This is a genomic window from Streptomyces sp. NPDC005791 (assembly GCF_042871485.1).
Lineage (GTDB): Bacteria > Actinomycetota > Actinomycetes > Streptomycetales > Streptomycetaceae > Streptomyces.
Genome location: NZ_JBIAIP010000019.1, coordinates 35,807 through 48,526, shown reverse-complemented (window position 1 = coordinate 48,526; position 12,720 = coordinate 35,807). Strand labels below are relative to the sequence as shown.

Sequence of the window (12,720 nt, the reverse complement as noted above, 5' to 3'; positions counted from 1 at the left end):
CTCTTCCGTAGCCCACTGTGGCTTGCCCGCATCACCCCGCTCCGGAAACCCCGTAGGGGCGATGCGGTTGCGCGGACCGGTGGAAACCTCTCCCTACGGGGCGGCTACGGCCCGCACGCCGCCGGAGGCGGAAGCGCCGGGACGGCCGGTCGCGACCGAGGCCGCGGCCGCGGCGCCGACCAGGCCCGCGTCGGCGCCCATCACCGCGGAGGTCACGGTGAGGTCCTGGACGAAGGAGAGCGTGGCGTAGTCGCGCAGGAATCTGCGCAGCGGCGCGAAGAGCACCTCACCCGCCCCGGCGACTCCCCCTCCGATCACGGCGATGTCGATGTCGGTCAGGGTGGCTGTGGCAGCGATTCCGGCGGCGAGTGCCCGGGCGGCCCGCTCGAAGGACGCGGCCGCGACCGGATCTCCCGCCCGCGCGGCGGCGGCCACCGCGGCGGCCGTCGCGTCACCGTCCGGACCGGGGCTCCAGCCGTTCTCCAGGGCCCGCCTGGCGATGTTCGGCCCGCTCGCGAGACGTTCCACGCAGCCGCGCGCGCCGCAGGGGCAGGCGTCGCCGTCCAGGTCGACGCTGATGTGACCGATGTGGCCGGCGTTGCCCGAGGGGCCAGGATGCAGCTTCCCGCCGAGTACGAGTCCCCCGCCGACGCCGGTGGAGACGACCAGGCACAGCGCGTTGTCATAGCCCCGGGCGGCTCCCAGCCAGTGTTCGGCCGCCGTCATCGCCACCCCGTCGCCGACCAGGGTGACCGGCAGTCCGCCGGTTGCCGCGGCCACCCGGTCCACCAGCGGAAAACCGCGCCAGCCCGGGACGTTGACCGGGCTGACCGTGCCCGCCGAGGCATCCACGGGTCCGGCACTGCCGATGCCGACCGCACGCGCGCGGTGCCACAACGGAGAAGTCATCAGCTCCGCCAGCACATCGCTCACCGCGCCCATCACGGCCTCGGCACCCTCTCGGGCGGGCGTCGGGCACTGCGCCCTCGCGAGAAGGGTTCCGCCGCCGTCGACCAACGCCCCGGCGATCTTTGTACCGCCGATGTCGAGCGCGGCGACGAGGTCGGTATGCATCGGTGTGGACTCTCCGGAGGGGTGAGGCGCAGGACCTGCGACTTCAGTCAGATGGTCCAACCAGTCTCCATTCTCTTGACAACGTTGTCCAGGGCCTATGCTCGACGCCACAGCATCCGCCCCCTCCCCGGCACCACCGGTGAAGGCCGGAATCATCCGTTCCCGACGACAGGACAACGCACCGTGGCCGAGACCGCCCGCCATTCCGAGTCCCGCTACGGCAACAGGCCGACCATGAAGGACGTGGCAGCCCGAGCCGGAGTGGGACTCAAGACGGTCTCGCGCGTGGTGAACAGCGAGCTCGGTGTCACCCCTGACACCGAGCGCCGCGTGCAGGAGGCCATCGAGGCTCTCGGGTTCCGCCGCAACGACAGCGCGCGCGTCCTGCGCAAGGGCCGGACCGCGTCCATCGGCCTCGTGCTGGAGGACCTCGCCGACCCCTTCTACGGCCCGCTGAGCCGCGCTGTGGAAGAAGTGGCCCGCGCGCACGGCGCCCTGCTGATCAACGGTTCCAGCGCCGAGGACCCGGAGCGCGAACAGGAGCTCGTCCTCGCGCTCTGTGCCCGGCGGGTGGACGGCCTCATCGTGATCCCGGCCGGCGACGACCACCGCTATCTGGAGCCCGAGATGAAGGCGGGCATCGCCACCGTCTTCGTCGACCGCCCGGCGGGCCGGGTGGACGCGGACACGGTCCTCTCGGACAGCTTCGGCGGCGCACGTGCCGGCGTCGCCCACCTGATCGCGCACGGCCACCGCAGGATCGGCTTCGTCGGCGACCAGCCGCGCATCCACACGGCGAAGGAACGACTTCGCGGCTATCACACGGCCCTGACCGACGCCGGGGTCGAGGTCCAGGACGCCTGGGTCTCCCTCGGTCCGACCGACCCGACCCGTGTCAGGGCCGCCGTCGAGGCCATGCTGACCGGCCCGGAGCCGGTGACCGCGCTCTTCGCGGGCAACAACCGGGTGACGGTCACAGCCGTCCGCGTTCTCGCCGGGTGCGACCGCCGGATCGCCCTGGTCGGCTTCGACGACATCGAGCTCGCCGACCTGCTCGGCATCACGGTCATCTCGCAGGATGCCGCAGCGGTGGGCCGCACGGCGGCGGAACATCTGTTCCGCCGCCTCGACGGCGCCGCTCACGCCCCGGCCAGGGTGGAGCTCCCCACCCGGCTCGTCGCGCGCGGCTCGGGTGAACTCCCGCCCGCCTGAGCGCCGGCAGCTGAACGGCTACGGCGCCGTCATGGTCAGCCCGCCGCGGCGGGGTGACGCGAAACCGTCCAGGTCCGCGCGGGTCAGACCGGTGAGGCCGGTGACCTCCGCGGCGTCCAGGGCGCCGCAGTCGATACCTCGGAGCAGATAGCCGCTCAGCGCCTTGGCGGTGGCGGGCTCGTCCATGACGTCACCACCGGCCTTGGCCACGTAGGCGGCGAGCCGGGCCGCCGCCTGGCCGAGGCCTTCGCGGTAGAAGGTGTAGACGGCCGCGTACCGGGTGGGCAGATGGCCCGGATGCATGTCCCAGCCCTGGTAGTAGGCGCGGGCCAGCGCGCGGCGGGTGAGGCCGTGGTGCAGCCTCCAGGCGTCGTGGACCTGCTGGGTGGGGCCCACCGGCAGGACGTTCGTGGAGCCGTCGCAGACCCGCACCCCGGTGCCGGCCGCCGCGACCTGCATGACGGCCTTCGCGTGGTCGGCGGCCGGGTGGTCACTGGCCTGGTAGGCGGGGCTGACGCCGACGCAGGCGCTGTAGTCGAAGGTCCCGTAGTGCAGACCGGTCGCCCGGCCCCGGGCGGCGTCGATCATACGGGCCACGGCGGCGGTGCCGTCAGCCGCCAGGATGGACTGGCTGGTCTCGATCTGGATCTCGAACCCGAGACGTCCGGCGGGCAGTCCGTGGGCCGCTTCGAAGGCTTCGAGCAGACGCACGAAGGCGGCGACCTGTTCGGGGTACGTCACCTTGGGCAGCGTCAGGACGAGCCCGTCGGGCAGGCCTCCGGCCCGCATCAGGCCGGTGAGGAAGATGTCCGTGGTGCGGATGCCCCGGTCACGCACGGCGGCCTCCATGCACTTCATCCGGATGCCCATGTACGGAGCCGCGGTCCCGTCGGCGTACGCCTGGGCGACCAGACGCGCCGCGCGGGCAGCGGCCTCGTCCTCCTCGGCGTCGGGGCGGGGTCCGTAGCCGTCCTCGAAGTCGATGCGCAGGTCCTCCACCGGCTCGCGCTCCAGCTTGGCGCGTACGCGGTCGTGGACCGGTCCGGCGAGTTCCTGCGGGATCCCGAGGACCGCGGCGAGCGAGGCGGCGTCGGGGGCGTGCTCGTCGAGCGCTGCCAGCGCCTGGTCGCCCCACGTGCGGAGGGTGGTGGCGGTGAAGCCGTCGGCAGGTACGTAAACGGTGTGGACGGGCTGGCGCGTGCCGGGGTCCCCCGGGTAGCGGCGGGCGAGTTCGGCGTCCACCGATGTGAGGGAGGCACTGATCTCCGCACCGACCGCACCGGTGAGGCTCGTTGCCACCTTCTCCTGCTGACCCATGACCGTACCCTCCACGTGTCCACTATTTCCGCTTCCCGGAATTCTCCATCCGCATAGTGAAGTTATAAGTCTCCCGGTCCCGCGTCAATGGTGATCGGAAACGGCCCGGGGCCGCGCGGTGAGAACACCACGCGGCCCCGGGCCGTCGTACGGGCAGAGCTCCTGCCGGGTCAGCCCTTGCGGGACTTGACCTCCTCGGTGAGCTGCGGGACGACGTCGAAGAGGTCGCCGACGACGCCGTAGTCGACGAGGTCGAAGATCGGGGCCTCGGCGTCCTTGTTGACCGCGACGATGGTCTTCGAGGTCTGCATGCCGGCCCGGTGCTGGATCGCGCCGGAGATGCCGGAGGCGATGTACAGCTGCGGGGAGACCGACTTGCCGGTCTGGCCGACCTGGTTGGTGTGCGGGTACCAGCCGGCGTCGACGGCGGCGCGGGAGGCGCCGACGGCGGCACCGAGGGAGTCGGCGAGGGCCTCGATGAGTCCGAAGTTCTCCGCGCCGTTGACGCCGCGGCCGCCGGAGACGACGATCGCGGCCTCGGTCAGCTCCGGACGCCCGGTCGACTCGCGCGGGGTGCGGGAGAGGACCTTGGTGCCGGTGGCCGTGGCGGAGAAGGAGACCGAGAGGGCCTCGACGGCGCCCGCGGCCGGGGCGGCCTCGACGGCGGCCGAGTTCGGCTTGACCGTGATGACCGGAGTGCCCTTGGAGACACGGGATTTGGTGGTGTACGAGGCGGCGAACGCCGACTGCGTGGCGACCGGGCCTTGGTCACCGGCCTCCAGGTCGACGGCGTCGGTGATGATGCCGGAGCCGATGCGCAGCGCGAGACGGGCCGCGATCTCCTTGGCCTCGGCCGAGGAGGGCAGCAGCACGGCGGCCGGCGACACCGCGTCGTAGGCGGCCTTCAGCGCGTCCACCTTCGGCACGACGAGGTAGTCGGCGAACTCCGGGGCATCGGCGGTGAGTACCTTGACCGCGCCGTGCTCGGCGAGAGCGGCGGCGGTGTCGGCGGCGCCGTTGCCCAGCGCGACCGCGACCGGCTCACCGATGCGGCGGGCGAGCGTCAGCAGCTCCAGCGTGGGCTTGCGGACGGCACCGTCCACGTGGTCGACATAGACGAGAACTTCAGCCATGGGACTTCAATCTCCTGCGTACGAAAGAGGCGGGGCGGCGAGAGGAACGGGCGGGGCTCAGATGAACTTCTGGCCCGCGAGGAACTCGGCCAGCTGCTTGCCGCCCTCACCCTCGTCCTTGACGATCGTGCCCGCGGTGCGGGCGGGACGCTCGGCCGCGGAGTCGACCGCGGTCCAGGAACCGCCCAGGCCGACCTCGTCCGCCTCGATCTCCAGGTCCTCGAGGTCCAGCGACTCCACCGGCTTCTTCTTGGCCGCCATGATGCCCTTGAACGACGGGTAGCGGGCCTCGCCCGACTGGTCGGTCACCGAGACCACGGCCGGCAGGGACGCCTCGAGCTGCTCGCTCGCGGAGTCGCCGTCACGACGGCCCTTCACGGTGCCGTCCACGACCGAGACCTCGGAGAGCAGCGTCACCTGCGGGACGCCGAGGCGCTCCGCCAGCAGCGCCGGGAGCACTCCCATGGTGCCGTCCGTCGACGCCATGCCGCAGATGACCAGGTCGTAGCCGGTCTTCTCGACGGCCTTGGCCAGGACCAGGGAGGTACCGATGACGTCAGTGCCGTGCAGGTCGTCGTCCTCGACGTGGACGGCCTTGTCGGCGCCCATCGACAGCGCCTTGCGCAGCGCGTCCTTGGCGTCCTCGGGACCCACCGTGAGCACGGTGATCTCCGCGTCGTCCGCCTCGTCGGCGATCTGCAGCGCCTGCTCGACCGCGTACTCGTCGAGCTCCGACAGCAGACCGTCGACGTCGTCACGGTCCAGGGTCAGGTCATCGGCGAAGTGCCGGTCGCCGGTGGCGTCGGGCACGTACTTCACACAGACAACGATCCTCAAGCTCACGCCGGCTCTCCTACTGCATCGTCATTTCTGGGCTGCCTTGTTGCACGCAGCATAGGCGCCTTATCGGGCGGTTTCCGGTCGGGGGCGACCCGGCTCCCGGTGAAATATTACTCGCCAGTACACCCAGTACGTTACCCATAAGCAAGCGCTTGGAACTGTGACGTAGCCAACGAGGTACGTTCCTGCACGGCGTGCTCGCCCTCAGTCTCGCAGAGCCGTGAAACGACCCTGGTGGTAGACCAGCGGCCGGCCGCCTCCCGACGGATCCCCGGCCACGACCTCGGCGATCACGATGCGGTGGTCCCCCGCCGGGACCCGGGCCGCCACCCGGCAGACCAGCCAGGCCACCACTCCCCCGAGCAGCGGCACCCCCTCGGGCCCCGTGCGCCAGTCGGTGGACGGGCCGAACCGGTCGGCGCCGCTCCGGGCGAACGTGGCGGCCAGCTCCTGCTGGTCCTCGCCGAGTATGTGGACGCCGATGTGCTCCGCCTCCGCGACCACAGGCCAGCTGGAGGACGAGGTGCCCACCCCGAAGGAGATCAGCGGCGGCTCGGCGGCGACGGAGTTGAGCGAGGTCGCTGTGAAACCGACGGGCGCCGCACCGGCCGCGGTGATCACGGCGACGCCGGCGGCGTGCTGCCGGAAGACGGAGCGCAGGAGTCCGGGCGCGGCCGTCCGGGGGGTGCCGAGGGCGGGCGAGGCCGACATGGAAAGATCCTTCTGTGAGGAGGCGTACGGGTCCGTGAGTTCTTCAGGCACCCTGACAGCGCGCACTCGCGTGGCGCGTGAGGTCGGTGTGGACCCGGCCGAAGAGAAGGAGTTCTGGCGGCATGGCGTCAGACTGACGATGCGTGGCGTGCACAGTCAAGTGCGTTCCGTCATGTGGGAGATGTGTCACGGTCCGTCATATCGCCCGGCCCAGTGCGGCGACGACATCCGCCGTACGCGGCTGTCCCACCGCCCGGCGGACGATACGGCCCCTCGCGTCGAGCACCAGGACCGTGGGCGTCCGGCTGATGGCGAGGCTGCGCACGAGCGTCAGGTGTTCCTCGGCGTCGATCTCGACATGGGCGACGCCCTCGACCATCCCGGCCACCTCGGTGAGCGTGCGCCGGGTGGCGCGGCACGGCTGGCAGAACGCGGTGGAGAACTGGACCAGAGTGGCCCGCTCCCCCAGTTCCGCGCCGAGTTGGGCCGCGTCCAACATCCCGGCGGTCGTCAGCCCGTCCATCCCGTCCTCCCTTTCAGAACTCCGCGCAATGGGTCAGCGCCCTGCGGCCGCATTACATTCCCGGAAGATTCACGTGACGAGAATCTCTCGTCCTGGGGCCTTCGGGGCTGGCCACGGCGTCGCACATGGGGCACGATCGCCACAATGCCGAAAACCTACGGCTGCGTAACTTCCGCCGGGAGAACCCTCCCCAGGCATTGAAGAAGGGTCTTCATCCAGATGGCAGAGCTCGTCTATCGGCCGGTCATCGGCGCCGCTCGCACGCTGTTCAAGGCGCTCGACCTGAAGATCGACACCCAGGGTTCGGAGCACATCCCGAAGACCGGTGGCGCGGTTCTGGTCAGCAACCACATCAGCTATCTGGACTTCATCTTCACCGGCCTCGGCGCCCTGCCCCAGAAGCGGCTCGTCCGCTTCATGGCGAAGGAATCGGTGTTCCGGCACAAGGTGTCCGGACCTCTGATGCGCGGCATGAAGCACATCCCCGTCGACCGCAACCAGGGCGAGGACGCATATGCGCACGCGCTGGCCTCGCTCCGCGCGGGCGAGATCGTCGGCGTGTTCCCCGAGGCCACCATCTCCCAGTCCTTCACCCTGAAGAGCTTCAAGTCGGGCGCCGCGCGACTGGCCCAGGAGGCCGGCGTACCGCTCATCCCGATGGCGCTGTGGGGCACCCAGCGGCTGTGGACCAAGGGGCGCCCGCGTAACTTCGGGCGCAGCCACACACCGATCACCATCCGGGTGGGCGAGGCCGTGGAGGCCCCCGCCGACCAGTACGCGGGGGCGATCACCCGTCGGCTGCGGGAGCGCGTACAGGAACTTCTGGAGGCGGCGCAGCGCGCTTATCCGGTGCGTCCCAAGGACGCGGCCGACACCTGGTGGGTCCCTGCGCACCTCGGGGGTACGGCTCCGACGCCCGCGGAGGCACGCGAACTCGGCTGATCCGTCGCGCGGAGGGGGTGGGCGGCCTGCCCGCCCAGTCCCGCGGCGCGCGGGAGCTCCGCAGCGCGCGACGGGGCGCACCTGTGCGGCCGGCCGGGAGCAGTGCCTTCCCGGTCGGCCGCACAGGTGTCCCGCTACTGCCTGGCCATCTCCTCCTTGAGCGCCAGCACGAAGGCGTCCACGTCGTCCTCGCGGGTGTCGAACGCGCACATCCAGCGGACGTCGCCGGCCTTCTCGTCCCAGAAGTAGAACCGGAACCGCTTCTGCAGCCGTTCGGTCACCTCGTGCGGCAGCCGCGCGAAGACGGCGTTGGCCTGGACCGGGTGGAGGATCTCCACACCGTCCACCGACCGGACCCTGTCGGCGAGCCGCTGGGCCATGGCGTTGGCGTGGCGTGCGTTGCGCAGCCACAGGTCGCGTGCGAGCAGCGCCTCCAGCTGGACCGAGACGAAGCGCATCTTGGAGGCGAGCTGCATCGACATCTTGCGCAGGTGCCTCATCGCACGGACGGAATCCGGGTTCAGGACGACGACGGCCTCGCCGAAGAGCGCACCGTTCTTGGTGCCTCCGAAGGAGAGGACGTCGACACCGACCGTGTTGGTGAACGTGCGCATGGGCACGTCCAGCGACGCGGCGGCGTTGGCTATCCGTGCCCCGTCCAGGTGGACCTTCATGCCCCGCTCATGGGCGTGCTCGCAGATCGCGCGGATCTCACCGGGGGTGTAGACCGTGCCCAGCTCGGTGTTCTGGGTGATCGAGACGACCTGCGGCATCGCCCGGTGCTCGTCGTCCCAGCCGTACGCCTCGCGGTCGATGAGCTCCGGCGTCAGCTTCCCGTCCGGCGTCGGGACGGTGAGCAGCTTCAGCCCGCCCATCCGCTCCGGCGCACCACCTTCGTCCACGTTGATGTGGGCGGACTCGGCGCAGATCACCGCGCCCCAGCGGTCGGTCAGCGCCTGGAGGGCGAGGACGTTGGCCCCGGTGCCGTTGAAGACCGGGAAGGCCTCCGCGGTAGGGCCGAAGTGACTGTGCATGATCCGCTGGAGGTGGCCTGTGTAGTCGTCCTCGCCGTAGGCGACCTGGTGGCCTCCGTTGGCGAGGGCGAGGGCTGCGAGCACCTCCGGGTGCGCACCCGCGTAGTTGTCACTGGCGAAACCGCGTACCTGCGGATCGTGATGACGTCGCGCATCGGTCCTTACGGTTGCGGGGTCAGCCACAGACGCTTTCCGTTCACTTCTCCGGCGGGCTCGTCCCAGACTCCGGCGATGGCCTCGGCCAGCTCCGTGACGTCCGTGAAGCCCGCGAACTTCGCATTCGGGCGCTCGGCGCGCATCGCGTCGTGCACCAGTGCCTTGACGACCAGGATCGCAGCAGCCGAGGTCGGACCCGCGTCGCCCCCTGCCTTACGGAAGGCGTCCGCCAGTGCGAGCGTCCATGCCTCGGCCGCCGCCTTGGAAGCGGCGTAGGCCGCGTTTCCGGCGGTGGGGCTGCTGGCCCCTGCCGCGCTGATCAGCACGTACCGGCCGCGGTCGCTGCGCTGAAGGACGTCCTGGAACGCGAGCGAGGTCGACTGGACGGTACGGATCAGCAGCTTCTCCAGGAAGTCCCAGTCGGCGAGGCTGGTGTCGGCGAAACCGGCGCTGCCTCGCCATCCGCCCACGAGGTGGACCAGGCCGTCGACTCGGCCGAACTCCTTCTCCGTCCTGACCACCCAGTCCCGGGTGGCCTCCAGGTCGAGCAGATCGACCGTTTCCCCGGTGACCGTGGCTCCGCCGTGTGCGTACCGCGCGGCGTCGACGGCCTCCGCCAGCCGCCCGGGATTGGCGTCGGAGGCGACCACGGTCGCGCCCGCCTCGGCGAGCCGGAGCAGGGTGGCGCGGCCCGCCGGCCCCGCCGCTCCGGCCACCGCGATCACCGCGCCCTCGAGCGCCCCGCCGTCGGCCCTGCCTGTTCCGTTCATCGCCACCGCCTCCTCAGAACCCGCGCTCACGCTGCCCGCCCGGCGTCCGCCGCGGTGATCCCCTTGGTGGAGGCGATCACATGCTTCAGCTTCTTCGAGAGCGCCTCATAGAACATGCTCAGGGGAAACTCGTCCGGAAGCACGTCGTCGACGAGCTTACGAGGAGGCAGAGTCACGTCCAGGGCGTCCGGCCCCTTGGCCCAGCGGGAGCCCGGATGGGGTGCGAGGTAGGTCGCGACCAGGTCGTAGGCCGCGAACCAGTGCACAAGCTTGGGGCGGTCGATCCCGTCGCGGTAAAGCTTCTCGATCTCCCCGCAGAGCTGGTTGGTGACCTGCGGGGCACGCGCCCAGTCGATCTTGAGCGTGTTGTCGGTCCAGCGGACCACGTCGTGCTTGTGGAGGTAGGCGAAGAGCAACTGACCGCCCAGGCCGTCGTAGTTGCGCACGCGCTCGCCGGTGACGGGGAAGCGGAACATCCGGTCGAAGAGCACGGCGAACTGGACATCGCGGCCCTGGCCGAAGCCGTCGGCCTCCAGCTTCACGGCCTCCTTGAAGGCGGTGAGGTCGCAGCGCAGTTCCTCGAGCCCGTACATCCAGAACGGCTGGCGCTGCTTGATCATGAAGGGGTCGAACGGAAGGTCGCCGTGGCTGTGGGTGCGGTCGTGGACCATGTCCCAGAGCACGAAGGCCTGCTCACAGCGCTTCTGGTCGCCGATCATCGCGCGGATGTCGTCGGGCAGCTCGACGCCCAGCAGGTCGACGGACGCCTCGGTCACACGGCGGAAGCGCGCGGCCTCCCGGTCACAGAAGATGCCGCCCCAGCTGAAGCGCTCCGGCGCCTCCCGTACGGCGATGGTCTCGGGGAAGAGCACAGCCGAGTTGGTGTCGTAGCCTGCGGTGAAGTCCTCGAAGGTGATGCCGCAGAACAGCGGGTTGTCGTACCGCGTGGCCTCGAGGTCGGCGAGCCATTCGGGCCAGACCATCCGCAGCACGACCGCTTCGAGATTACGGTCCGGGTTTCCGTTCTGGGTGTACATCGCGAACACGACCAGGTGCTGGAGGCCGTCCGTGCGGTTCCTGGCGGGATGGAAGGCCAGCAGGGAGTCGAGGAAGTCCGGGACGCCGAATCCTTCCGCGGCCCAGCGGCGCAGGTCGGTGACGAGCGCGCGATGGTAGGCGGCGTCGTGCGGGAGCAGCGGGGAGAGCTGCTCGACCGCCGTGATCACACGTTCGACGACGGTTCCGGCCGTCTCGGCGGAGGGGGCGCCCTCAGCCTCGAAGTCGATGGAACCGTCCTTGGACTGCCAGGGGCGGAGCTCTTCCACGGCACTCCTGAGCACGGGCCAGGCCGGGTGCTCCACGACCCGCAGGGAAGCAGCTGTCGCGCCGGAGGCGGTGGCGTGCTCAAGAATTTCCGTCATGACACTTCCTTCACGGGAGAACCTCGCGTCAAGCAACCGTATCCATGCACGGTTCCTTCGGACAAGTGGAGGGCAGAAAAATATCCTGTCGACTCTCAGCTTCACCGTTATTTTTCCTGTCACACATCCGCGAGACAACTCCTTCCATCGGACAGGCAGGGCGGCGGCCGTCCTGCGCGCGAGAACTGGTTCCCTGGGAAGGCAGGAGCCGCACGGGGCGGACACGACGGACGGAAGCGGGAGTGCCTTGACTTTTCTCACCATCGGTCATCGCGGGGTCATGGGTGTCGAGCCGGAGAACACGCTGCGCTCGTTCGCGCACGCGGAGCAGGCCGGCATGGACGCCGTCGAGCTGGACCTCCATCTGAGCAAGGACGGCGCGCTCGCCGTGATGCACGACGCCGCCGTGGACCGCACGACGGACGGACGGGGGCTGATCGCCGAGAAGACGCTCGCGGAGCTCCGCGAGCTCGACGCCGGGCAGGGCGAACGGGTGCCCGTCTTCGAAGAGGTGCTCGACGCGATCAGCTCGCCCGTCCAGGCCGAGATCAAGGACGTCACTGCCGCGAGGGCGCTGGCCGAGGTGATGCTGCGACGCGGTCTTGCGGGCCGCGTCGAGGTGTCCTCGTTCCACGACGAGGCGGTGGCCGAGATCGCCCAGCTGGTCCCGGGCGTACGGACGGCGCTCATCGCCAGCCGCTGGGAGGGCGATGTGGCGGACCGGGCGAAGGCGGTGGGCGCGGCGACCCTCGCCCTGAACATCCGCCGCCTCACCCTCGAGGTGGTCGAGCAGGCGCACGCGGAGGGCCTGAAGGTGATCGGCTGGGTGGTCAACACCCAGGACCACCTGCGTCTCGTCCGCGCGCTGGGGCTGGACGGCGCGACGACCGACTATCCGGAGATCCGGCGCGCGGGCCGCTTCACCGCCTGAGGCGCGCTGGGGCCGGGATGCGCCTCAGAGCTCCTTGACCAGCAACTCGAACGCGAGGTCGTCACGCTGCGGGACACCGAAGCGCTCGTCGCCGTACGGGAAGGGCGTCAGCTCTCCCGTGCGGCGGTACCCCCGGCGCTCATACCAGGCGATCAGCTCCTCGCGGACGTTGATCACCGTCATGTGCATCGCGCTCGCACCCCAGCTCTCGCGGGCCGTGCGCTCCGCCTCGGCGATGATCGTTTTACCGAGGCCCGCGCCCTGCAGCTCCGGCGTGACCGCGAACATGCCGAAGTACGCTGCTGTCCCCCGGTGTTCGAGCTGGCAGCAGGCGACCGGCTCGCCGTCCCGCTCGGCGACGAGGACCCGGCCGGCGGGTACCGCGAGCACCTCGCGCACCCCGTCGGCGTCGGTGCGCTGCCCCTGGAGGATGTCCGCCTCGGTCGTCCAGCCGGCCCGGCTCGTGTCGCCCCGGTAGGCGGACTCGACGAGTCGCACCAGCACCGGCACATCGTCCTCCGTCGCGTCGCGGAAGGTCAGTTCTGCCCGTGCCGTGGCCGGTGCGATGTCCATGTGGCTTCTCCGTGCTGCCGACTGTGCTCACCCGAGACTAACCGTTGCTTTGAGTATCAATAGATCTCAGCAATCCCGGCGGC

At 70.4% G+C, this 12,720-nt stretch carries 13 protein-coding genes; 3 read left to right on the top strand and 10 right to left on the bottom strand.

The features are described from left to right. Nucleotides 1-93: 93 nt before the first annotated feature. Nucleotides 94-1,074 carry an ROK family protein gene (locus ACFYSH_RS29965; protein WP_359471509.1) on the bottom strand — a complete coding sequence of 327 codons (981 nt, stop codon included), beginning with the start codon at nucleotides 1,072-1,074 and terminating at the stop codon, nucleotides 94-96. A gap of 183 nt (nucleotides 1,075-1,257) precedes the next feature. Between ACFYSH_RS29965 and ACFYSH_RS29960 the strand changes: the two genes are divergently transcribed. Next, entirely contained in the window at nucleotides 1,258-2,286 is a 1,029-nt protein-coding gene (locus tag ACFYSH_RS29960; RefSeq protein WP_388756513.1) for a LacI family DNA-binding transcriptional regulator, read from the top strand. A gap of 18 nt (nucleotides 2,287-2,304) precedes the next feature. Here the strand turns inward: ACFYSH_RS29960 and ACFYSH_RS29955 are convergent, their stop codons facing one another. The 5 genes from ACFYSH_RS29955 to ACFYSH_RS29935 all read right to left on the bottom strand — a co-directional run bounded on the left by ACFYSH_RS29955 (nucleotide 2,305) and on the right by ACFYSH_RS29935 (nucleotide 6,810). Continuing rightward, entirely contained in the window at nucleotides 2,305-3,603 is a 1,299-nt protein-coding gene (locus ACFYSH_RS29955) for a DUF6986 family protein (RefSeq protein ID WP_359471514.1), read from the bottom strand. 170 nt (nucleotides 3,604-3,773) lie between these two features. After that, nucleotides 3,774-4,736 carry an electron transfer flavoprotein subunit alpha/FixB family protein gene (locus ACFYSH_RS29950; RefSeq protein ID WP_359471516.1) on the bottom strand — a complete coding sequence of 321 codons (963 nt, stop codon included), beginning with the start codon at nucleotides 4,734-4,736 and terminating at the stop codon, nucleotides 3,774-3,776. Nucleotides 4,737-4,793: 57 nt separating this feature from the next. Further along, nucleotides 4,794-5,579, bottom strand: coding sequence for an electron transfer flavoprotein subunit beta/FixA family protein (locus tag ACFYSH_RS29945; protein WP_359471518.1), 786 nt, complete (start codon nucleotides 5,577-5,579; stop codon nucleotides 4,794-4,796). A gap of 201 nt (nucleotides 5,580-5,780) precedes the next feature. Then, nucleotides 5,781-6,287 carry a flavin reductase family protein gene (locus tag ACFYSH_RS29940; RefSeq protein WP_359471520.1) on the bottom strand — a complete coding sequence of 169 codons (507 nt, stop codon included), beginning with the start codon at nucleotides 6,285-6,287 and terminating at the stop codon, nucleotides 5,781-5,783. A gap of 196 nt (nucleotides 6,288-6,483) precedes the next feature. After that, complete coding sequence (locus ACFYSH_RS29935; RefSeq protein ID WP_359471522.1) at nucleotides 6,484-6,810, bottom strand: thioredoxin family protein; 327 nt, start codon at nucleotides 6,808-6,810, stop codon at nucleotides 6,484-6,486. 219 nt (nucleotides 6,811-7,029) lie between these two features. Between ACFYSH_RS29935 and ACFYSH_RS29930 the strand changes: the two genes are divergently transcribed. Next, complete coding sequence (locus ACFYSH_RS29930) at nucleotides 7,030-7,752, top strand: lysophospholipid acyltransferase family protein (protein WP_359471524.1); 723 nt, start codon at nucleotides 7,030-7,032, stop codon at nucleotides 7,750-7,752. Between the two features lie 134 nt (nucleotides 7,753-7,886). On the opposite strand, the gene ACFYSH_RS29925 is transcribed toward ACFYSH_RS29930, so the two are convergent. From ACFYSH_RS29925 to ACFYSH_RS29915, 3 genes are read right to left on the bottom strand one after another with little or no spacing between them, the layout of a single operon-like run. Beyond that, nucleotides 7,887-8,969 (bottom strand): threonine aldolase family protein, encoded by a 1,083-nt coding sequence (locus ACFYSH_RS29925; RefSeq protein ID WP_388756508.1) that lies wholly within the window; start codon nucleotides 8,967-8,969, stop codon nucleotides 7,887-7,889. Beyond that, nucleotides 8,948-9,712, bottom strand: a complete 765-nt coding sequence (locus ACFYSH_RS29920; protein WP_359471529.1) for an SDR family NAD(P)-dependent oxidoreductase — start codon at nucleotides 9,710-9,712, stop codon at nucleotides 8,948-8,950. Before ACFYSH_RS29920 ends, ACFYSH_RS29925 begins: the two co-directional genes overlap by 22 nt. 26 nt (nucleotides 9,713-9,738) lie before the next feature. After that, nucleotides 9,739-11,133 (bottom strand): DUF6421 family protein, encoded by a 1,395-nt coding sequence (locus ACFYSH_RS29915; protein WP_359471531.1) that lies wholly within the window; start codon nucleotides 11,131-11,133, stop codon nucleotides 9,739-9,741. A 280-nt stretch (nucleotides 11,134-11,413) separates the two neighbouring features. On the opposite strand from ACFYSH_RS29915, the gene ACFYSH_RS29910 reads away from it, so the two are divergent. Beyond that, a complete protein-coding gene (locus tag ACFYSH_RS29910) occupies nucleotides 11,414-12,064 on the top strand; it encodes a glycerophosphodiester phosphodiesterase (RefSeq protein ID WP_388756556.1) in 651 nt (216 codons plus the stop codon). 24 nt (nucleotides 12,065-12,088) lie between these two features. Here the strand turns inward: ACFYSH_RS29910 and ACFYSH_RS29905 are convergent, their stop codons facing one another. After that, on the bottom strand, nucleotides 12,089-12,637 hold the full coding sequence (locus tag ACFYSH_RS29905) for a GNAT family N-acetyltransferase (RefSeq protein ID WP_359471533.1): 549 nt from the start codon (nucleotides 12,635-12,637) through the stop codon (nucleotides 12,089-12,091). Nucleotides 12,638-12,720: the final 83 nt, after the last annotated feature.